Source organism: Bradyrhizobium ingae (genome assembly GCF_055791185.1).
Map to the genome: position 1 here is coordinate 1 of NZ_JBVUBB010000069.1, position 21,014 is coordinate 21,014.

At 64.7% G+C, this 21,014-nt stretch carries 18 protein-coding genes; 6 read left to right on the forward strand and 12 right to left on the reverse strand.

The window, feature by feature from the left end; translation table 11 throughout:
- The 9 genes from ACV1FX_RS40665 to hpaR all read right to left on the reverse strand — a co-directional run.
- Positions 1-754: tetratricopeptide repeat protein (locus ACV1FX_RS40665; protein ID WP_473123100.1), on the reverse strand; the 754-nt coding region annotated here is incomplete at its 3' end.
- A complete protein-coding gene (locus ACV1FX_RS40670) occupies positions 751-1,431 on the reverse strand; it encodes a formyltransferase family protein (RefSeq protein WP_473123101.1) in 681 nt (226 codons plus the stop codon). The genes ACV1FX_RS40665 and ACV1FX_RS40670, both read right to left, overlap by 4 nt.
- Positions 1,432-1,602: 171 nt before the next feature.
- A complete protein-coding gene (locus tag ACV1FX_RS40675) occupies positions 1,603-2,481 on the reverse strand; it encodes a transglutaminase family protein (protein ID WP_473123102.1) in 879 nt (292 codons plus the stop codon).
- Complete coding sequence (locus ACV1FX_RS40680; RefSeq protein WP_473123103.1) at positions 2,478-4,991, reverse strand: circularly permuted type 2 ATP-grasp protein; 2,514 nt, start codon at positions 4,989-4,991, stop codon at positions 2,478-2,480. Before ACV1FX_RS40680 ends, ACV1FX_RS40675 begins: the two co-directional genes overlap by 4 nt.
- A 27-nt stretch (positions 4,992-5,018) precedes the next feature.
- Positions 5,019-8,288, reverse strand: a complete 3,270-nt coding sequence (locus ACV1FX_RS40685; protein WP_473123104.1) for a transglutaminase family protein — start codon at positions 8,286-8,288, stop codon at positions 5,019-5,021.
- 201 nt (positions 8,289-8,489) lie between these two features.
- Positions 8,490-10,013 carry a UxaA family hydrolase gene (locus tag ACV1FX_RS40690; RefSeq protein WP_473123105.1) on the reverse strand — a complete coding sequence of 508 codons (1,524 nt, stop codon included), beginning with the start codon at positions 10,011-10,013 and terminating at the stop codon, positions 8,490-8,492.
- Positions 10,014-10,185: 172 nt separating this feature from the next.
- Positions 10,186-10,962, reverse strand: coding sequence for an HpcH/HpaI aldolase family protein (locus tag ACV1FX_RS40695; protein ID WP_473123106.1), 777 nt, complete (start codon positions 10,960-10,962; stop codon positions 10,186-10,188).
- Positions 10,963-11,118: 156 nt separating this feature from the next.
- Complete coding sequence (locus ACV1FX_RS40700; protein WP_473123107.1) at positions 11,119-12,204, reverse strand: malate/lactate/ureidoglycolate dehydrogenase; 1,086 nt, start codon at positions 12,202-12,204, stop codon at positions 11,119-11,121.
- Between the two features lie 169 nt (positions 12,205-12,373).
- A complete protein-coding gene (gene hpaR / locus ACV1FX_RS40705) occupies positions 12,374-12,895 on the reverse strand; it encodes a homoprotocatechuate degradation operon regulator HpaR (protein WP_473123108.1) in 522 nt (173 codons plus the stop codon).
- Positions 12,896-13,008: 113 nt separating this feature from the next.
- Between hpaR and hpaH the strand changes: the two genes are divergently transcribed.
- From hpaH to ACV1FX_RS40735, 6 genes are all read left to right on the forward strand, one after another.
- Positions 13,009-13,815, forward strand: coding sequence for a 2-oxo-hept-4-ene-1,7-dioate hydratase (gene hpaH, locus ACV1FX_RS40710; protein WP_473123109.1), 807 nt, complete (start codon positions 13,009-13,011; stop codon positions 13,813-13,815).
- Between the two features lie 30 nt (positions 13,816-13,845).
- Positions 13,846-14,244, forward strand: coding sequence for a 5-carboxymethyl-2-hydroxymuconate isomerase (locus ACV1FX_RS40715; protein ID WP_473123110.1), 399 nt, complete (start codon positions 13,846-13,848; stop codon positions 14,242-14,244).
- Complete coding sequence (gene hpaE / locus ACV1FX_RS40720; protein WP_473123111.1) at positions 14,237-15,775, forward strand: 5-carboxymethyl-2-hydroxymuconate semialdehyde dehydrogenase; 1,539 nt, start codon at positions 14,237-14,239, stop codon at positions 15,773-15,775. The genes ACV1FX_RS40715 and hpaE overlap by 8 nt, the downstream gene beginning before the upstream one ends.
- 88 nt (positions 15,776-15,863) lie before the next feature.
- On the forward strand, positions 15,864-16,847 hold the full coding sequence (gene hpaD / locus ACV1FX_RS40725; protein WP_473123112.1) for a 3,4-dihydroxyphenylacetate 2,3-dioxygenase: 984 nt from the start codon (positions 15,864-15,866) through the stop codon (positions 16,845-16,847).
- A 3-nt stretch (positions 16,848-16,850) separates the two neighbouring features.
- Complete coding sequence (locus ACV1FX_RS40730; RefSeq protein ID WP_473123113.1) at positions 16,851-17,720, forward strand: fumarylacetoacetate hydrolase family protein; 870 nt, start codon at positions 16,851-16,853, stop codon at positions 17,718-17,720.
- A gap of 20 nt (positions 17,721-17,740) precedes the next feature.
- Positions 17,741-19,366, forward strand: a complete 1,626-nt coding sequence (locus ACV1FX_RS40735; protein ID WP_473123114.1) for a thiamine pyrophosphate-dependent enzyme — start codon at positions 17,741-17,743, stop codon at positions 19,364-19,366.
- A 55-nt stretch (positions 19,367-19,421) separates the two neighbouring features.
- Here the strand turns inward: ACV1FX_RS40735 and alkB are convergent, their stop codons facing one another.
- The 3 genes from alkB to ACV1FX_RS40750 form a co-directional block, all read right to left on the reverse strand.
- The gene (alkB, locus tag ACV1FX_RS40740; RefSeq protein ID WP_473123115.1) at positions 19,422-20,075 is read right to left on the reverse strand and encodes a DNA oxidative demethylase AlkB; all 654 of its coding nucleotides are present in this window, start codon (positions 20,073-20,075) and stop codon (positions 19,422-19,424) included.
- Positions 20,076-20,084: 9 nt separating this feature from the next.
- Positions 20,085-20,831: a 2OG-Fe(II) oxygenase gene (locus ACV1FX_RS40745; RefSeq protein WP_473123116.1), complete on the reverse strand. Its 747-nt coding sequence runs from the start codon at positions 20,829-20,831 to the stop codon at positions 20,085-20,087.
- Between the two features lie 78 nt (positions 20,832-20,909).
- On the reverse strand, positions 20,910-21,014 hold a 105-nt coding region (locus ACV1FX_RS40750), incomplete at its 5' end, for an integrase core domain-containing protein (protein ID WP_473119414.1).

Sequence of the window (21,014 nt, forward strand, 5' to 3'; positions counted from 1 at the left end):
TGCCCACGAAGGGCGCGAACAGAGCGAGCACGCGAAAGCTGGCCGGCGACCGCGTCGCGGGTCGGCGCAGCACCGGGTGAAGCCGGACGGCTCGCTCATAGGCAGTCTCCGCGGCCTCGCTCTGGCCGATCGCCTGCCGGATCGCACCGATCCAGTAGAGATTTTCGGCCCGCTCGGGTGCGAGCACGGCAGCCCGCTCGAAATGCGCGATCGCATCCTCGATCTGCTTCAGCTCGAAGCAGACCTTGCCGAGCTCGGCATGAAGGCCTGCGTCGCCTGGCGTTTCCTCGATGAGCTCGCCTAGCAGGACCTGCGCAAGCACGTATTGCCTGGTCGCGACAAGCGCCTGCACCAGATTGGTCCGCGACGGCCGGTGAGCCGGGCTCAGCCGCAGCGCTTCGAGGTAGAGCGCGATGGCCTGCTGCGCCATGCCGGTCTTCAGATGCACGTTGCCGAGGTTGCACCAGCAGGCGACGAGATGCGGCGCAAGCCGCAGCGCCGCCTTGTAGTTCTCGGCCGCGGAGTCGAGATCGTCACAGAGCATGAAGGCGTTGGCGAGCGCGGCGTGAAGATCGGCGGCGATGTCGGTGGCACTACCGATCGACATCACCCCTACCAGCGCAAGACCTGCCCTGAAGATCGCGATTGCGTCCTTGAGCTCGCCGCGCTTGTAATGCTCGCGTCCCGTGCGCAGCAGGTCGGCGGCGCTCGGTCCGGTCGGAACCCGCGACAAGAGCGAAGTTGCTGCGCTCATGCGCTTTCCGCCGGAAATGTCGCCGTGAAGGTCACGCCGTGCAGATTGACGGTCGGCGCGATGCCATAGTGATTGGCACCGAAGATGCGCATCCGACGCCAAAGCTCGTCCCTGCTGATATCCAGGGGGATGTCGCAAATGGCCTTGTAGCTACGCTGCGAGTTTCTTCGACCACTCCATTGGATCGCCGGACGTGGCATCGGAAGCAACGGCTGATGAGCCAATCGATCGGCCCATTCCGCGAACAGATTCAAGAGCTGAGCGTAGGTCATTTCGCAGAGGCCGAAGACGCCGGCGTCTTCCGGAATGGGAAACGAGATGACGTCGAGGATCATGCCGGTATCGACACGCTCGGCCATGGCATGAAAGGTCACGCCGAATTCGGTCGCGCGGTCATAGAGCGCGAAATGCGTCGGCGCCCAGCCGGGATAGGTGGGCGGCCCCGGATGGAAATTGTAGGCGCCAAAGCCGAGGCCGGCGAGCAGGTCGGCAGGCACGATGGTGCTGGAGGCAAAGGCGATCAGCCGGGCCTGCCGAAGAAGCGATGGCTCGAGACTGCTGAGCTCGCTGATCCCGGTCACCGGCCTGATCGTCAGGTCCTGCCGGTGGCTCTTCAATATCCGCGACAGCGCCGCCTGCTCGGCAGCTTCCGTCAGCAACACAACGGCCTCGAACATCAGTTACCGCTTTGTTAACGATGATGGTGAGCCAAAATGTCGCAGCGGCCTGTTAACAGCGCACTAACGATGAGCGACCGGACACGCCAGGGAAACATCGAGAAACAAAATTGTTGCAGAAGGAATTGTGCGCGAGCCGTGACGGCGGAAAAACGTCGCGAGAGCGCCGCCCTACTCCACCAAAAGCACGTCCACGGCGACGCTTAGCTTCTGCTTCGGCGAGCCGACGATGATGCCGTCGACCGGCGAGACATCGGAGAAGTCGCGACCAACAGCGAGCACGATGTGATCGTTGGCGACCAGGAGATCGTTGGTTGGATCGAGCCCGACCCAGCCGAGCTCAGGCCCGCACCATACCGATACCCACGCGTGCGTGGCGTCAGCCCCTTGCAGACGCGGCTGGCCGGGCGGCGGGATGGTGCGCAAATAGCCACTGACATAGGCTGCGGGCAGCCCGAGGCCGCGAAGCCCTGCGATCATCACTTGGGCAAAGTCCTGGCAGACGCCGTGGCGCTTGTCGAAGACCTCGTTGAGCGGCGTCGAGATCACCGTCGCCTTCGGATCGTAGCGAAAATCGCTGCGGATGCGATGCATCAAATCGACGGCGCCGGCGAGGATTCCAGCGCCGGGCGCAAAGCTCATCGCAGCATAGGCGCTGACGGGACGCAGCACCGGCACCAGCGGGCTCGCGAAGACGTAGCCGACCGGTGACGAAGGCCCGAGGCTCATCGCCTCGAAGGCTTGGTCGCGGATGCCTTCCCAGGGCGGGCTGGAGGCATCGCGCGCCGGCGGCGTTCGCGACACCGACACGCGGGAGCGTGAATCGATGCGCAAATTGCGATGCGAAACTTCGATCACGACGCTCTCGGTCAACGTGCCAAAGAAATCGCGCCGGGCATGACGGTCCGCAGGCCGCGGCCGGATCTCGACGTGGTGCGAGATCAGTTCCTGCCCGTCACCGCTCTTCGGCTCCAGCCGCAGCGTGCAGCGGGCGAAGCTGACCGGACTCTCGTAGGAATAGGTCGTGACGTGACGGATGTCGTAGATCAAGCAAGCCCCGTCAGCTTTTCCGGCCGGCTGGCATTGGGGCCGTGCGGGAAGTAGTGCGATCCGATCGCGTCGGCGAGGTTGAGCAGTTCCTGCTCCAGCGCAAACAGCGTCTTGACCTCGAGCTTCTCGGCTTCGGCGGTCGCCAGCATCGCCTGCACCGCGACCGCAAGCCGTTGCGGCTTCTCGATCAGGCCGTATTCCTTCAGGCTCGGCAGCGCCGCAATGTGCTCGTTCAGCGCGGCGACCTGGAACGCGACGGAACGCGGATTATAGGTGTCGAGCACCGCAAGATCACGCACCGGTGCCAGCACCGGCGCCAGCAGATAGCGCGAGCGATAGGTGATCTGGCAATCAACCAGCGTCAGCAGGATATCGAGATCCTCGTCGCCGGCCTCGTCATAGGCAAACTGCCGTGCAAAGCGCGCGGTGTTGATGGCGCGCTCGACGCGGCGGCCAACGTCGAGGAAGCGCCAGCCGGCGGCGCGGTTCATGTTCTCCTGCGCAAGGCCCGCAAAGCTTGCAAGCTCCTGAAGCGTCAGCTCGGCTGCGCTCAAGATGGAATCGTCGTCCTCGACCTCATAGGCGAGCCGCTCGGCCATCTCGGTGATGACCTGCCAGGCATCGGGCGACAGCCGCTCGCGCAAGCTCGTCGCGGTGCGCTGCGCCGCGCGCACCAGCGACAGCGCCGAGCCGAAACGCTCCGCGCTTTGCAACGCTTCGGCAGTAATGCGCGCCGGCGCCCCGCGCGAGGCCTGAGAGATCGCGCCCCAGGCCACCAGCAGACGCTGAATGCGTTCGGCCGCCTGCATGGTGGCCGAAGTACCTTTGTTGGGCCCGCTCGGCGAGCCCAAAGCCCGCACCAACCGCAGCGTTGCCTCGGCGCGCTCGAGGTAGCGGCCGAGCCAGAACAGATTGTCGGCGGCACGGCTCGGCAGCACGCCGGCGATGCGGCGGATCCGCACCTTGTCGGTCGCGGGCAGCAGCGTCGCGGTGGAAACCTGCTTGTCCGAGACGACCCAGACGTCGGCGGCGCGCGCGCCATCGCCCATCGAGACGGCGCGTGCGTCCGCCTGCTCCGCGATCCGGCAGAAGCCGCCGGGCATGATGGTCCAGCCATCCGGCGTGGCGGCAGCGAACACGCGCAGCACGAAGGGGCGTGGGGTGAGCTGGCCCTGCTCCCACACCGGCATGGTCGACAGCCGCACCACCTCCTGGCCGACATAGTCCATGCCGCGCCCGCCGATCGCCTCGATCAGGCGCTGGCGCTCGGATGCGTCGAGCTCGCCCGCAAGCACGGGACCCGTGCCGGGGAAGCCTGGAACGCCACGACGATAGGCGCCCTCGATCGCGACCTCGTCGAGCCGCGACAAGACCTCCTCACGCGCCGAGCGCTGGCCGCACCACCAGGTCGCGATATGCGGCATCTTCAATTCCTCGCCAAGCAGGCGACGGCTCAGCGCCGGCAGGAAGCCGAGCAGCGCCCTTGCCTCCAGCACGCCCGAGCCGGGCATGTTGGCGACGACGACGCCATCCTTGCGCAACACGTCGATGAGCCCGGGCACCCCCAACCGCGAGGAGGCATCGAGCTCGAGCGGATCGAGCGAATTGGAATCGATCCGGCGCAGGAGCACGTCAAGCCGTTTGAGGCCTGCGACGGTGCGAATATGGATGCGGTTGTCGCTGACAGCGAGATCGTCGCCCTCGACGAGCAGGAAGCCGAGATAGCGCGCCAACGTCGCGTGCTCGAAGTAGGTTTCGCTGAAGCTGCCGGGCGTCAGCACGCCGATGCGCGGCTCGTCGCGGTCGGCGCTGGCGCGAAGGCTATCCCGAAACGCCTCGAAGAACGGCGCGACGCGCGGGACCTTCATCGACTTGTAGAGGTCGGCGAAGGCACGCGACAGCACGAGGCGGTTTTCCAGCGCGTAGCCTGCCCCCGACGGCGCCTGCGTCCGGTCGCCGAGCACCCACCAGCGCCCGTCCGGTCCGCGGCCCACGTCTGCCGCATAGATCGACAGGTAGCGGCCGCCGGGCGGCGCCACGCCGCAGACGGGCCGCAGATATTCCGGGCTGCCGGCGATCGCGGCGGCGGGGAGCGCGCCTTCGGCGACCAGCCGGCCCTCGCCATAGATGTCGCGCAGCACGAGCTCGAGGAGTTGGGCACGCTGCTTGATGCCGGCCGAGAGCTGCTGCCAATCGGCCTCGTCGATCAGAAGCGGCAGATGGCTGAGCGACCAGGGCCGATCGGCGCTGTCGCCCGGCGCCCGGTAGGTGACGCCGGCCTCGCGCAAATGCCGGTCGGCCATGGCAAAACGCCGCTCGATCTCGTCGGGCGCCAGCGCACCGAAAGCATCGAAGAAACGGCTCCAGACGGCGCGCGGGGCTCCGTCGGGACCGAGAAATTCGTCGGGAATGCCCGGCAGCCGGCTATAGTCGCGGACCCATTGCGCGACGCGGCGCTGGCTGAGGCGCCTGCCCGCCTGGCCTTCTCCGTCGGTCGCGCCTTCGCCCATGCACCACTCCCTGCCCCATCAGCATACTCAATGCAGGAGCGGCGTGCGCAAGTCGAGGGTCAGCGGAAACTCAATTGTGCGTTCCTCCGGCGGTGGCTGGCTGGGGCCCGGCGTATGGCCGTGGTCCTGAAAGCGCGCGAGCCTCCGTGCCTCGGCCTCGTAGGTGTTGACCGGCTTGGTGTCGTAGTTGCGTCCGCCGGGATGGGCGACGTGATAGACGCAGCCGCCGAGCGAGCGACCGTTCCAGGTATCGATGAGGTCGAACGTCAGGGGTGCGTGGACCGGGATGGTCGGATGCAGGCCGGAAGACGGCTGCCAGGCCTTGAAGCGGACGCCGGCCACCGCCTCGGCCGACCGGCCGGTCGGGGTCATCGGCAGACGGCGGCCGTTGCAGGTCACGACATGACGGCCCTCGATGAAGCCTTCCGCCTTCACCTGAAGCCGCTCGACCGAACTGTCGACATAGCGCACGGTGCCGCCGGCCGAGCCCTCCTCGCCGAGCACATGCCAGGGCTCCAGCGCCTGTCGCAATTCGAGCGTCACGCCGCCATGATGGACCCGGCCGAAGGCGGGGAAACGGAATTCGAGCTGGGCCAGATACCATTCCGGCTCAAAGGGATAGCCGGAATGCTTCAACTCAGAAAGCACATCAACGAAATCCTCCCAGATGAAGTGAGGCAGCATGAAGCGGTCATGCAGCGCCGTGCCCCAGCGCACGAACTTGCCGGCTTGCGGCTCGCGCCAAAGCTTTGCGATCAGAGCGCGGACCAGGAGCTGCTGCGCCAGCGACATGCGCGGATCGGGCGGCATTTCGAGCGCGCGGAATTCGACCAGCCCAAGCCGCCCGGTCGGGCCCTCCGGTGAATAGAGCTTGTCGATGCAGATCTCGGCGCGATGGGTGTTGCCGGTGATGTCGACGAGCAGATGCCGGAATAGCCGGTCCACCAGCCACAGCGGCGTCTGATAGCCCGGCGGCGGCACGTGCGAGAGCGCGATCTCGAGCTCGTAGATGCTGTCATGCCGCGCCTCGTCGATGCGCGGCGCCTGGCTGGTCGGACCGATGAACAGGCCCGAGAAGAAGTAGGACAGCGACGGATGGCGCTGCCAGTAAAGCACCAGGCTCTTCAACAGGTCGGGCCGGCGCAGGAACGGCGAATCCTGCGGGCTCGAGCCGCCCACCACGACGTGATTGCCGCCGCCGGTGCCGGTGTGGCGACCGTCGATCAGGAAGCGGTTGGCGCCAAGCCGCACCTTCGCGGCGTCCTCATAAAGACCGGATGTGATGTCGACCGCCTCGCGCCAGTTCTTCGCCGGCTGGACGTTGATCTCGATCACGCCGGGGTCGGGCGTCACCTTGATGACGTCGATGCGCGGATCGAAAGGCGGCGGATAACCCTCGACATGGACAGGAAGCTGCATGTCATCGGCGGTGGCTTCGAGTGCGGCGATCAGCTCGAGATAGTCCTCGATCCGCTCGACCGGCGGCATGAAGGCGCACAGCACGCCGTCTCGGATTTCGACCGCCATCGCGGTGCGCACCGGGATCGTCGTATTGAGATATTCGGGCGACACCCGCGGCGGCGATGGCGGTCGCGGCATGCGGCTGAACACCGGCAGTTGCTTGCGGACCTCCATCGGGTCCTGCTCGACGATGTATGGATATTGATTGGGCGGGACGTAGCCGAGCGAGCCCATCGGCAGCCGCAGTCCGAGCGGGGAATCGCCCGGGGTCAGGAACAGATGGCTCCGCCGCAGACCCCAGCGTTCGCTGCGCCAGCGCGGCGGCGCATTCCATCGCTGCACCGGCAGCACGAAGCCGCGCGGCGTGCCGAGCCCGTGGTCGAAAACCCGCGCCATCCGCGCACGCGCTTCCGGATCGGAGAGCTTGGAATCGGAAGGATCGACGTTGACGGGAAGGTCGGCTTCCTTCTGCAGCCAATAGGCGGGATCCTCATAGGCCGGCATGATGTAGCCGGGGTCGAGCCCGAGCCGCGCCGCCGTGCCCTCCATGAGGGTCTCGGCATCCCTCACTTCGGCGCGCCGGGGAGTCTCGACCTTCGCAATCAGGTCGGCGTTCTTCCAGATCGGCACGCCGTCCTTGCGCCAGTACAGGCCAAAAGCCCAGCGCGGCAGGCTTTCGCCCGGATACCATTTGCCCTGGCCGTAATGCAAAAGGCCGCCCGGCGCGAAGCGCGTGCGCAGGCGGCGGATCAGATCGTCCGCGAGCGCACGCTTGGTCGGGCCGACGGCCTCGGTGTTCCACTCCGGCGCTTCGAGATCGTCGACGGACACGAAGGTCGGCTCGCCGCCCATGGTGAGCCGCACGTCCTGGGCAGCGAGATCGCCATCGACGTGCTCGCCGAGCTCGTTGAGCCGGGCCCAGGCTTCATCAGAAAAAGGCTTTGTAATGCGAGGGGCTTCGCGGATTCGCTTCACGCTCATGTCGAAGGCGAACTCGACCTCGGCAAAGCCCGCGCTGCCGGAGATCGGCGCCGCCGAACGATAGTGCGGCGTGGCGGCGACCGGAATGTGCCCCTCGCCCGCCAGCATGCCGGACGTTGCGTCAAAGCCGATCCAGCCAGCACCCGGCAGATAGACCTCGGCCCAGGCGTGCAGGTCGGTGAAATCCTTGTCGACCTCGGGCGGTCCCTCGATCGGATCGATATCGGGACGGATCTGGATGAGGTAACCGGAGACGAAGCGCGCCGCGAGGCCGAGATGGCGTAGCGTCTGGATCAGGAGCCAGGCGGAGTCACGGCATGAGCCTGCGCCGGAGGACAAAGTCTCCTCCGGGGTCTGCACGCCCGGCTCCATGCGGATGATGTAGCGCACCCGCTCCTGGAGCTTGCGATTGAGCTCGACCAAGAAGTTGACGGTGTTGCTGGCCTCGCGCGGGATCGACGCGAGATACTCCGCAAACCGCGGACCCGGCGTGAGGGTCTCGAGATAGGGCGCAAGCTCGGTCTTGAGGTCTTTGGTGTATTCGAACGGAAAGCTGTCGGCATAGGGCTCGACGAAGAAGTCGAACGGGTTGACCACGGTCATCTGCGCCGTGAAATCGACCTCGATCTTCAGCTCCGTCGTCTTCTCCGGAAAGACGTAGCGCGCCAGCCAATTGCCTTGCGGGTCCTGCTGCCAGTTCACGAAGTGATCGGGCGGCGTGACCTTGAGCGAATAGCTCAGAATCGGCGTCCGCGTATGCGGCGCCGGCCGCAAGCGGATGGTCTGCGGGCCGAGATCGATCGGGCGGTCGTACTTGTAGTGCGTGACGTGATGTAATGCGACGTAGATCGACACGGATGCGGTGCTCCAGCAGCTTTTTTGAGCAGAACACCTGATGTCATCGCGATCAAGCACTAACAACGGGCAGCGCGTGCCTAGGAAATATCCGCCTAGTCCCTCCGTAGCCCGGATGGAGCGAAGCGAAATCCGGGACGATTGATCGGCGAATGAACAACCCCGGATTACGCTTCGCTCCATCCGGCCTGCGCGGTGGCGTTACATCGTCGCGCCGATCACCCACGGCGCAAACTCGGCGCCGCCGAAATCAAAACTCTCGCTCTTGGTCGGCTGTCCCGAAGCCGTCTTCAGGATCAGATCGAAGATGCGCTGGCCGCACTCTTCGACCGTCTCGGAGCCTTCGAGGACGGTGCCGCAATTGACGTCCATGTCCTCTTCCATGCGCTTGTACATGGGCGTGTTGGTCGCAAGCTTGATCGACGGTGCGGGCTTGCAGCCGAACACGCTGCCGCGCCCCGTCGTAAAGCAGACGAGATTGGCGCCGCCCGCGACCTGGCCGGTCGCTGCGACCGGGTCGTAGCCGGGCGTGTCCATGAACACAAAGCCCTTCTTGGTCACCGGCTCGGCATAGCGCAGCACATCGACGAGATTGGTGGTGCCCGCCTTGGCCATGGCGCCGAGCGATTTCTCGAGAATCGTGGTGAGGCCGCCCGCTTTGTTGCCGGGGCTCGGATTGGCATTCATTTCGGCGCCTTCGCGCTGGGTGTACTCGTCCCACCAACGCATGAGATCGACGAGCTTTTCGCCGACTTCACGGCTGACCGCGCGGCGCGTGAGCAGATGTTCTGCGCCGTAGGTCTCCGGAGTTTCGGAAAGGATCACCGTGCCACCGTGGCGCACGATGAGATCGCTGGCCGCGCCGAGCGCGGGATTGGCTGATACGCCGGAATAGCCGTCCGAGCCGCCGCATTGCAGCGCCACGGTCAATTCGCTCGCCGGCACCGCTTCGCGTTTCACGTTGTTGGCGTCAGCGAGTGCCTCGCGCACGAAGGCAACGCCGGCCTCGACCGTCTTGCGGGTACCGCCGACCTCCTGGATATCCATCGCGCGCAGGCGCCCGGCGAGCTTCTGCTCCTCCATCAGGCCGCCGATCTGGTTCACCTCGCAGCCGAGACCGAGCACGATCACGTGCGAGAAATTGACGTGCCGCGCGTAGCCGCCGAGCGTGCGGCGGAGCAGCGCCAAAGGCTCGTTCTGCGTCATGCCGCAGCCGGTCTTGTGCGTCAGCGCGACCACGCCGTCGACGTTGGGGAATTCGGCCAGCGGATTTTCACCGGTGAATGGATTTTTCTTGAAGACGTCGGCGACGAGGCCTGCGACGTGCGCGCTGCAATTCACCGAGGTCAGGATGCCGATATAGTTGCGCGTGGCGACGCGGCCGTCGGGACGGCGGATGCCCTCGAAGGTCGCGGGCAAATCGAAATTCGGCGTCGGCTTGACGTCGGCACAATAGGCATAGTCCTTGGCAAAATCGCCCATGCCGCAATTCTGTGTGTGCACGTGCTGGCCCGGTGCGATCGGCGTGGTGGCAAAGCCGATGATCTGGCCGTAGCGCTTGACCGGCTCGCCCACCGCAATCGGCTTGATCGCGACCTTGTGCCCCGACGGGATGCGGTCGACCGTCGTCACGCCGTCGGCCACCACCGTTCCGGGCGGCAGGCTGGCACGCGCGATCACCACGCCATCATCGGGATGCAGGCGGATGACGGGGACTGGGGTCATGGGTGTCTCCTTGGTCTTTGTACTTCATCTCTCCCCGTTCTTACGAGGAGAGGTCGGATCGCGCAGCGATCCGGGTGAGGGACAGGCCGCGCGCTTTACTGCTAGCATAGTGCGCGCGGAAAGAAGCCCCTCACCCCGGCCTCTCCCCGCAAGAGCGGGGAGAGAGAGGATATTACGCCTTGCCGGCCGAATCCTTGCGGGTCTGGTTCACCTGCATCCTGGCGTAGGTCGACATCAGACCGACCTCGTTCGACAGCGTCACCAGCTTGAAGCCCATGTTGATGGCGCGTGCGGCGCCTTCCGCGCCGCTGCAATGGATGCCCGGGTTGAGGCCGCGCTTGCCGCATTCCTTGATGATCTTCTCGTAGATCGCAAGAATCTCCGGCTCGGTTCGGTCGAGCTTCGGCTCGAGCCCGTAGGAGAAGCCGAGGTCGGACGGGCCGATATAGACACCGTCGATGCCCTCGACGTCGAGGATCGCTTCCATGTTCTCGACCGCGGTCCTGGTCTCCATCATCGGCAGCAGCACGATCTCGTCGTTGGCCGTCTTCTGGTAAGTGCCCGCAGTGCCGTACATGCCGGCGCGGATCGGCCCGTTGGAGCGCACGCCCTTCGGCGGATACTTCGAATAGGAGACGAGGTTCTTCGCTTCCTGCGGCGTGTTGACCATCGGACAGATCACGCCATAGGCGCCGCCATCGAGCACCTTGCCGATGATGCCGGGCTCATTCCAGGGCACGCGCACCATCGGCGTGACGGGGTGCTTGTCCATTGCCTGGAAGCACTGAACCATCGACAAATAGTCCTGCACGCCGTGCTGTATGTCGACGGTAACGCTGTCGAAGCCGCATTGCGCGATCACCTCGGCCGAGAAGCCGGAGGGGATCGCAAGCCACGCATTGACGACGGCCTTGCCGGACTTCCAGATTTCTTTGACTTTGTTCGCCACGTTGCCTTCCTTCCCTGTTGGTCTTACTCGCCGTCATTGCGAGCGAAGCGAAGCAATCCAGAATCCGTCCGCGACAACACTCTGGATTGCCTCGTCGCTCCAGCGCAAAATAGCTACCCAATCTTGTCGCGGGCTCCTCGCAATGACGAAATTGAACTAGCTCGTCGCCCTCTGGATACTGACCTCGCTGACACCGACATCGCGGGCGGTATTCACTATCGCCGCCCAGGTATCATCCGGCAAGGGCACGCCGTTCCTGGTGCGCTCGGCCCGCGTCTTCCGTTCGGGGTCGCCGGGGATCAGGACCTGCTCGACGCCCGCTGCCGGCTTGGTGGCTCGGATGAAGTCGACATAGCGAGACACTTCGGCGTCGAAAACATCGGATGTGTCGACCACTTTGGGGTCGACGAAGAACGCCAGCATGCCGTTGGCGAAGCGGCGCCCCCCTGAGGTGGCGCCGGTTCCGGTCAGCGCGCCGCCGAGCAGTTCGCAAATGAACGCAAGGCCCGAGCCCTTATGCTCGCCAAAGGCGCGAATCGCGCCCGTTCCCTGGGTGTGATCGCGCGGTCCGTCGGGCGTGTAGGGCCCATAGAGCACGACCGGGTCCTCGCTCAGCGCGCCGTCGGAATCCACCAGCGCGCCCTTGGGCAGTTTCTTGCCGCCGCGGCTGGCCACCAGCACCTTGCCTTCGGCCACGATCGAGGTCGCAAAATCCAGCACGATCGGATCCTGGCCCTGGCGCGGAATACCGACGCAATAGGGCGCTGTCGACAGCCGCTTCTGAACGCCGCCGAACGGCGCGACCAGCAGCGAGCCGGCAGCGTTGACGAAATAGACCGAGACGAGCCCTTCGGCCGCAGCCATCTCGGCCCAGTCACCGACACGACCGATATGACCGGCATTGCGCAAGGCGACCGCGGCAAGACCCGCCTTCTTGCATTTCTCGATGCCGATCCTCACCGCCTGCGGTGCCACCGTCTGTCCATAGCCGAACTTGCCATCGACCACCGCGAGCGAGGGCGTATCGAGCACAACCTCGGCGTTCTGGTTCGGCACCACATTCCCCGTCTTCTTCCAGCGGATATAGACGGGCACGCGGATCACGCCATGGCTGTCATGGCCAGTGAGGTTGGCGGTGGTCAGGTACGTCGCGATGCGCCTGGCTTCTTCCGGTGACGACTCCGCGTGCAAAAACACCTCCGCGACGAAGTCGATCAGCTTCTGAACCTGAATGGTGACCATAACGGGTCTGTTTGCCTCTACCTTCTTGTTCCCTGCCGGATGAGCCCGTGGAGATGCGGCATCATCCGGTCCCGGCACCGATTTTGGCGGATCGGCTTGGGCGGCACTTTGAGCGAAAAAAACCGGCTATGTCCATGGTTCTTGCCGCTTCCGCGCGCATATCTGGTTTTCACTCCTCGGCTATTGCCTCGTCCGCGTTTCCAAGTCCTGCAAGGCTCTGCTCGAGCTCGCCCAGCATCTCCTGAAGATCAGCGAGCTTGCGTGCGCCAAAGCGCCGTGTGATCTCGGCATAAATCGCTTCCGACGTCGGCGCCACGACCGCCATCAGCTTCACGCCTTTCTCCGAAATCGACACCATGCTGCGGCGCTGATCGGCTTTCGCAGTCTTCCGTTCGATCAAGTGGCGGGCTTCGAGATCGCGCAGGATGCGCGACAGGCTGGGCCCGAGGAGAAATGCCGTGCGCGCGAGTTCCGTGACCTCGACCGCATCGATGGCAGCAAGCGCGCGCAGGATTCGCCATTGCTGCTCGGTGAGGCCATGCTGGCGCAGCGAGGGCCGGAACTGCCGCATCACCGCCTCGCGGGCCCTCAGCAACGACATCGGCAGCGAGCGCGAAAACTCGCGCATCGGCACCTGCCGGGCGGCAGGCGCGCTACCGTTCGCAGGATCGGCTGGTTTCTTCTTCGCCATGACGCCCGCCCTCGAACCTCAAAATGTTTGCACTGCAGCAAACCCGAATTGGGTTTGACGAATTAACTTAACATGTTAAATATATTTCGGCACCACGATTTGTAAGATCAGGGATGGCGCTTTCCAACGACGATATTCTGAACTGCGCGAAGCGTCTGCACCAAGCAGAGAAGACGCGCACGCAGATCAGGCAGCTCTCGCAGGACCATCCCGCGATCACCATCGCCGATGCCTACGCGATTCAGAAAGCGTGGATCGACATCAAGCTCGCCGAGGGCCGCATCGTCAAAGGCCACAAGATCGGCCTCACCTCGAAGGCGATGCAGAGCGCGCTCAACATCGACGAACCGGATTCCGGCGTGCTTCTCGATGACATGTTCTTCGCCGACGGCGGACTGGTGCCGACGGACCGCTTCATCGCGACACGCATCGAGGCCGAGCTCGCCTTCATCATGAGCAAGCGGCTTTCGGGGCCGGACTGCACGATGTTCGACGTGCTCAATGCCACCGACTTCGTGGTGCCCGCACTGGAAATTCTGGACACGCGGATCGAACGCGTCGATCCCAAGACCAACGCGACACGAAAAATCTTCGATACCATCGCCGATAATGCAGCCAATGCCGGCATCGTGCTCGGCGGTCGTCCGATCCGCCCCTTGGAAGCCGACCTGCGCTGGATCGGCGCGCTGTGCTTCAAGAACGGCCAGCTCGAGGAGACCGGCCTTGCAGCCGGCGTGCTCAATCATCCCGCGACCGCCGTTGCCTGGCTCGCCAACAAGATCGCGCCGCTCGGCCTTGCGCTCGAGCCCGGGCAGGTCGTGCTCGCCGGCTCCTTCATCCGTCCGATCGAGGCCCGCAAGGGCGACACAATTCAAGCCGACTATGGCGCATACGGCTCGGTGAGCTGCTACTTCGCCTGACGAACAAGAAACACACGGAGTGAAACCGCCATGCCGCATTTCACGATCGAATATTCGGCCAATCTCGACGGGCGCATCGACATGGGTGCGCTGTGCGAGGTCGTGCGCAAAGCGGCGGTCGAGACCGGCATCTTCCCGCTCGGCGGCATCCGCGTCCGCGCGATCAGATGTGAGTCTTATGCGATCGCAGATGGCCGCAAGGATCTTGCCTTTCTCGACATGGTGCTGCGCATCGGCGAAGGGCGCGATCTTGCCACCCGCAAGAAAGCCGGCGAGCACGTCTTCCAGGCACTCTCCAGGCATCTCGATCCCGTCTTCGCAAGCTCCAGGCTCGCCCTGTCGTTCGACATGCAGATCAACGACAAGGAGACGAGCTGGAAACGCAACAACATCCACGACGCCCTGAAGGCAGAGGCCGCCCATGGATAAGCCCACACCGAAAGCCGACGTCTTCCAGGCGAACCGCGAGCGCGTCGCGCCGCTGCTCAAGAAACTGCGTGCCGACGGTATCGGTCACATGATCGACGGCAAGACCGTCGCCTCGATCTCCGGCGAGACCTTCGAGACGAAGTCGCCGGTCGATGGCGCAACGCTCGCGAGCGTCGCGCGCGGCAATGCCGAGGATATCGACCGTGCCGCGACCGCCGCCGCGCTTGCCTTCAAGTCCTGGCGCGACCTGGGACCTGCGATGCGACGCAAGCTGCTGCATCGGGTGGCCGACGCGATCGAGGACAATGCCGACGACATCGCCGTGCTCGAATGCATCGACACGGGCCAGGCCTATCGCTTCATGGCTAAGGCCGCGATCCGCGCGGCCGAGAATTTCCGCTTCTTCGCCGACAAATGCGCAGAGGCGCGCGACGGCCTGAACACGCCAAGTGATGAGCATTGGAACGTCTCCACGCGTGTGCCGATCGGCCCTGTGGGCGTGATCACGCCCTGGAATACGCCGTTCATGCTCTCGACCTGGAAGATCGCCCCTGCCCTGGCTGCCGGCTGCACGGTCGTGCACAAGCCGGCCGAGTGGTCGCCGGTCACCGCCGATCTCCTCGCCAAGCTCGCCAAGCAGGCCGGCATTCCCGATGGCGTGCTCAACACCGTGCACGGTTTTGGCGAAGAGGCCGGCAAGGCGCTGACCGAACATCCCGCGATCAAGGCGATCGGCTTCGTCGGCGAAAGCGCGACGGGTTCGGCGATCATGAAACAGGGCGCGCCGACCCTGAAACGCGTGCATTTCGAGCTCGGCGGCAAGAACCCGGTGATCGTGTTCGACGACGCCGATCTCGACCGCGCGCTCGATGCCGTCGTATTCATGATCTACTCGCTGAACGGCGAGCGCTGCACGTCCTCGAGCCGCCTCTTGATCCAGGCGAGCATTGCCGAGAAGTTCATCGAAAAGCTCACCGCGCGCGTGAAGGCATTGAAGGTCGGCCACCCCCTCGATCCCGCGACCGAGATCGGGCCGCTGATCCACGAGCGGCATCTGGCAAAGGTCTGCTCCTATTTCGACGTCGCTCGAGAGGACGGCGCGGTGATTACCGCCGGCGGCACCACCCATGACGGTCCTGGCGGCGGGCACTATGTGCAGCCGACGCTGGTGACCGGCGCGCACAGCAAGATGCGCGTCGCGCAGGAAGAGGTATTCGGGCCGTTCCTGACCGTGCTGCCCTTTCGCGACGAGACCGACGCCGTCGAGATCGCCAATGATATCCGGTATGGCCTCACCGGCTATGTCTGGACCAACGACATGGGCCGCGCGCTACGGGTCGCGGATGCGCTCGAAGCCGGCATGATCTGGTTGAACTCGGAAAACGTCCGCCATCTGCCGACGCCGTTCGGCGGCATGAAGGCCTCAGGCATCGGCCGCGACGGCGGCGACTATTCGTTCGACTTCTACATGGAAACCAAGCACGTCTCGCTCGCGCGGGGCACGCACAAGATTCAGAAGCTGGGAATTTAGAACCACCGTCGTTCCGGGAAACTCGAGATTTCGGGTTCGGTCCTGATGGACCATCCCGGAATGGCGGGGTCTGGAGAGGGGAAACGCAATGCCCGCACCGCAACACGTCTTCGAGCCACCCTTCAACATCATTCGCTCGAGCCACGCCGTGCTCGACGTGACCGATCTGAAGCTCAGCCGCGAGTTCTACGAGACCACCGTCGGCCTGCATGTCGAGGATGCCGACGACAACGTCGTGTATTTACGCGGCGCAGAGGAGCATCAGCACCACTCGCTGGTGCTGCGCAAGGCCGCCGTGCCGGCCTGCAATCGGCTCGGCTTCAAGGTCGGCAACGAGAAGGATATCGACAAGGCGGCTGCCTTCCTCACCGAGAACGGTCTCAAGCACGCCTTCGTCGACCAGGCCTTCCAGGGCCGCACGCTGCAATTCACCGATCCCTTCGGCTTCCAGATCGAGCTTTACGCATCGATGGAAAAGCGGCCGCATCTCTTGCGCCGCTACGATCTCTACCGGGGATGCCAACCGCAGCGGCTCGATCACTTCAACGTCTTCGCCGCCGAAGTGCAGGACACGGTCGACTTCTACGCGCGGCTCGGCTTCCGCCTCACCGAATACGCCGAAGAGGACGGGCCGAACGGCCGCATCGCCGCCGCCTGGATGCATCGCAAGGGCAACGTCCACGACTTCGCCATCACCAACGGCAAGGGACCGCGGCTGCACCACTTCGCCTACTGGACGCCGACCGCGATGAACATCATCCATCTCTGCGACGTGATGGCCTCCCAGGGCTTCGTGAAGAACATCGAGCGCGGCCCGGGCCGGCACGGCATCTCGAACGCATTCTTCCTCTATGTCCGCGATCCCGACGGCCATCGCCTCGAGCTCTACACCAGCGATTATTTCACCGGCGATCACGACCACGAGCCGCTGCGCTGGTCGCTGCGCGATCCGCGCCGGCAGACGCTATGGGGCGCGCCGGCCCCGCGCTCCTGGTTCGAGCAGGGCTCGCCGTTCACGGGCCAGGCCGTACGGGAGCCGAAATTCGTGGCCGACGTGCTGGTGGCGGACTGAGTGATGACAGCCCCTCGCCTCGCCACCTACTCCGTCAAGGGCGCGACCAAATACGGTGCCGTCGTCGACGCCGGCATCGTTGATCTCTCCGCGCGCCACGCTAGGGACTATCCGACGCTGCGCGAGGTGATCGCAGCCGGCAAGCTGGCAAGCTTTGCAGAAGAAGCGGCCGGCCGTACGGCGGATCATGCGATCGCCGACATCACCTGGCTGCCGCCGGTGCCGGCGCCGGAAAAGATCATCTGCATCGGTGTCAACTATCCCGACCGCAATGCCGAATACAAGGACGGTCAGGACGTGCCGAAATATCCGAGCATGTTCATGCGCTCGCCGCGCTCCTTCGTCGGGCACGACACGCCGCTGGTGCGCCCACGCGTATCCGCGCAGCTCGACTATGAAGGCGAGATCGTGCTGGTGATCGGCAAGGCCGGCCGGCACATTCCGGAAGCCACAGCGCTCGATCATATCGCAGCCATCACGCTCTGCAACGAAGGCTCGGTGCGCGACTGGCTGCGGCACGCCAAGTTCAATGTCACGCAGGGCAAGAATTTCGATTCCAGCGGCAGCCTCGGCCCGTGGTTGGTGCCATACACGCAGGAATCGCAGCTTGCGGACGTGCGGCTGACCACGCGCGTCAACGGCGAGCTCCGGCAGGACGACCGCACCGGCCGGCTCATGTTCCCGTTCCGTTATCTCATCAACTACATCTCGACCTTCGCAACGCTCGTTCCCGGAGACATCATCGTCACGGGCACACCGACCGGCGCCGGCGCGCGCTTCGATCCGCCACGCTATCTGAAGCCCGGCGATGTCATCGAGGTCGAAGCCGAAGGCATCGGCCTGTTGCGCAACGGCGTCGTCGACGAAGCCTGACATCTGGATTGGAAGCAACCATGACCACGCTCACCGGCGGCGAAGCGATCGTAAGCGGCCTTGTCGCCCATGGTGTCGACACCGTATTCGGCCTGCCGGGCGCGCAGGTCTATGGACTGTTCGACGCCTTTCACCAGGCGCAGCTCAAGGTGATCGGCGCGCGGCACGAGCAGGCCTGCGGCTACATGGCGTTCGGCTATGCGCGCGCGAGCGGCAGGCCCGGTGTGTTCAGCGTAGTGCCGGGCCCCGGCGTGCTCAATGCGAGCGCGGCGCTTCTGACCGCCTTCGGCTGCAACGAGCCGGTGCTGTGCGTCACAGGCCAGGTGCCGACGGCATTCCTCGGCAAGGGCCGCGGCCATCTGCATGAAATGCCGGATCAGCTTGCGACCCTGCGCAGTTATGTGAAATGGGCCGATAGGATCGAAGCGCCGGCCAACTCGCCAACAGTCGTTGCGCGTGCATTTCAGGAGATGCTGTCGGGACGCCGCGGCCCCGCTTCGGTCGAGATGCCCTGGGACGTCTTCACGCAGCGCGCAGACACTGCGCCTGCGCAGGTGCTCGCGCCCTTGCCTCCACCGCAACCCGATCCCGACGCGATCAAACAGGCCGCTGGTCTGATCAAGGCCGCAAAGAGACCGATGATCTTCGTCGGCAGCGGCGCAATCGATGCACGCGAAGAGATCCTCGAGCTCGCCGAGATGATCGATGCGCCGGTGGTGGCTTTCCGCAGCGGCCGCGGCATCGTCTCCAATGCGCACGAGCTCGGCCTCACCATGGCGGCCGCCTACAAGCTGTGGCCGAACACCGATCTCATGATCGGCATCGGCACGCGGCTCGAACTGCCCACCATGTCGCGCTGGCCTTATCGTCCGGACGGACTGAAGAGCATCCGGATCGACATCGATCCTGTCGAGATGCGGCGTTTCTCCTCCGACTCGGCGGTGATTGCCGATGCCAAGGCGGCGACCGCCGATCTTGCCGCCGCCGTTCGCAAGGTGGGCTACAGCAAGACCAATGGCCGCCGCGCCGCGATCCGCGAGGCCACCGCCTCCGCGCAAGCGGAGATTCAGCGCATCCAGCCGCAAATGGCGTATCTCAACCTCCTGCGTGAGGTGCTGCCGGCGAACGCGATCGTCACCGATGAATTGTCGCAGGTCGGCTTCGCCTCCTGGTACGGCTTTCCGATCTACGAGCCGCGCACCTTCATCACCTCGGGCTATCAGGGCACGCTCGGCTCAGGCTTCCCGACCGCGTTGGGGGCCAAGGTCGCCAATCCCGACAAACCTGTCGTCGCGATCACCGGTGACGGCGGCTTCATGTTCGGCGTGCAGGAGCTTGCCACCGCCGTACAGTTCAACATCGCCGTGGTGACACTGGTGTTCAACAACAACGCCTATGGCAACGTGCGGCGCGACCAGCGCGAGCGCTTCGACGGCCGCGTGGTAGCGTCCGACCTCGTCAATCCAGATTTCGTCAAGCTCGCGGAGTCCTTTGGCGTCGCGGCCGCGCGCGTGACCTCACCGGATCATTTCAAGGCCGCACTGGAGAAGGCGCTCGCCCATGGCGGGCCGTATCTGCTGTCGGTCGAAGTGCCGCGCGACTCGGAAGCCAGCCCCTGGGCGTTCATTCATCCGCCAAAGCCGTGATCGAAGCATCGTCGTTCCGGGACTTTTCCCTTCTCCCCTTGCGGGAGAAGGAAGATCAGCGCGTTCGGCGGAAAGTCAAATTGATCCGCTTCCTGCCGAGCAATGCATGTTCACCGTCGGCGAGCGGCGCGACGCCGTGATAGGCGAGCCGGGACGGCCCGCCCCACACCACGACGTCACCGTGCACCAGCCGAAAACGGCGCGTCTTGTCGCTGCGCGCCATGCCGCCGAACAGGAAGATCGCGGCAAGCCCGAGCGAGACTGATACGATCGGCGCCGAATAGTCCAGCTCATCCTTGTCCTGATGCAGCGACAGTCGCGTGCCGGGCTCGTAGCGATTGACGAGGCACGCATCGGGCGCGAAGCCGGGAAAGCCTCCCTCCTCGGCGGCCCGTCTCGCCAGCTCTCGGAATATCGGCGGCATCGCCGGCCAAGGCTTTTCGGACAGCGGATCGACCGGGTCATAGCGATAACCGGTGTGATCGGTGATCCAGCCGCGCTCGCCGCAATTCGTCATCGCCACCGACATCAGATAACCGCCGGGCGTCGTCATTTGCCGAAACGACGACTGCACGGTGATCGCACGGATGGCAGCGATCAGCTCGTGCTCGATCGGCCCTGCAAATCCACGCAGCAGCACGGCTCCGTCCGCGATGTCTTCGCGCGACGGCTGCGCCTCGGCGAGGCTGTCGAACAAATCCGCGGTCAACGGCCGCGCTCACTTTGCATCATGGAATATCACACCCAGCGTATGGCGTTGTCCGGACCTGACACGGCTGACACCATGGCGCAGATTAACGCGGTAAGTGCCGCGCGTCCCCTGCACCGGGCGATGATGCACGGCAAAAGCAACCGCGTCGCCCTGCGCCAGCGGCACGACCTCGGCGCGCGACTGCATGCGCGGACGCTGCTCGGTCAGCACGAACTCGCCGCCGCTGAAATCGCGCCCAGGTTCCGAAAGCAGGATCGCAACTTGGATCGGGAACACGTGCTCGCCATAGAGATCCTGGTGCAGGCAGTTGTAGTCGCCGGCCTCATATTGCAGCAGCAGCGGCGTCGGCCGGCTCTGGCCCGCCTCGTGGCAGCGATTGAGAAACGCGTCATGCCGCGCGGGATAGCGGATGTCGATCCCCATCGCCTCGTTCCAGCGATTGGCGATGCCGTGCAGACGGGCGTAGAGCGCCGGGCGAAGGTGCGCGATCAGGTCGGGGAGCGGATAGGAGAAATACTTGTACTCGCCGCGGCCAAAACCGTGGCGGCCCATCACGATGCGGCTGCGGAAATGCGCGTCGTCGGGATAGAGCGCGGCGATGGCACGGCATTCGTCGGACGTGAGCAGACTCTTGAGGACGGTGCAGCCCTGTGCGTCGAGTTCGCCGGTGTTGCTCGCCCAGTCGAATGCATCGACGCGAGCAGTAAGGGCCGGTGAGGATGATTGGGCTGTTTTTCGTGCGGTTGCTGTCATAGCGCTCATTCTCGCGGCCGGCCGCTCGCCTCGCCACCCGATTTCCGAACGCCTCCCCGTCATTGCTGTGCAAGTTCACTAATTCGCTGATCGAATGGTCTGGGTCTGGACCTCGGCAAATTCCTTTGGTGTCTTGCCGCCGAGGGCCTGATGAGGCCTGAAGTTATTGTAGTAGATTACATA

What these genes read in the sequence shown, in the direction of transcription:
- hpaR (WP_473123108.1), bottom strand. Translation starts at nt 12,895, where the DNA reads ATGGCGAAGAAGAAACCAGCCGATCCTGCGAACGGTAGCGCGCCTGCC.
- ACV1FX_RS40690 (WP_473123105.1), bottom strand. Translation starts at nt 10,013, where the DNA reads ATGACCCCAGTCCCCGTCATCCGCCTGCATCCCGATGATGGCGTGGTG.
- ACV1FX_RS40735 (WP_473123114.1), top strand. Translation starts at nt 17,741, where the DNA reads ATGACCACGCTCACCGGCGGCGAAGCGATCGTAAGCGGCCTTGTCGCC.
- hpaE (WP_473123111.1), top strand. Translation starts at nt 14,237, where the DNA reads ATGGATAAGCCCACACCGAAAGCCGACGTCTTCCAGGCGAACCGCGAG.
- ACV1FX_RS40680 (WP_473123103.1), bottom strand. Translation starts at nt 4,991, where the DNA reads ATGGGCGAAGGCGCGACCGACGGAGAAGGCCAGGCGGGCAGGCGCCTC.
- hpaH (WP_473123109.1), top strand. Translation starts at nt 13,009, where the DNA reads ATGGCGCTTTCCAACGACGATATTCTGAACTGCGCGAAGCGTCTGCAC.
- ACV1FX_RS40730 (WP_473123113.1), top strand. Translation starts at nt 16,851, where the DNA reads ATGACAGCCCCTCGCCTCGCCACCTACTCCGTCAAGGGCGCGACCAAA.
- ACV1FX_RS40745 (WP_473123116.1), bottom strand. Translation starts at nt 20,831, where the DNA reads ATGACAGCAACCGCACGAAAAACAGCCCAATCATCCTCACCGGCCCTT.
- ACV1FX_RS40670 (WP_473123101.1), bottom strand. Translation starts at nt 1,431, where the DNA reads ATGTTCGAGGCCGTTGTGTTGCTGACGGAAGCTGCCGAGCAGGCGGCG.
- hpaD (WP_473123112.1), top strand. Translation starts at nt 15,864, where the DNA reads ATGCCCGCACCGCAACACGTCTTCGAGCCACCCTTCAACATCATTCGC.
- ACV1FX_RS40700 (WP_473123107.1), bottom strand. Translation starts at nt 12,204, where the DNA reads ATGGTCACCATTCAGGTTCAGAAGCTGATCGACTTCGTCGCGGAGGTG.
- ACV1FX_RS40715 (WP_473123110.1), top strand. Translation starts at nt 13,846, where the DNA reads ATGCCGCATTTCACGATCGAATATTCGGCCAATCTCGACGGGCGCATC.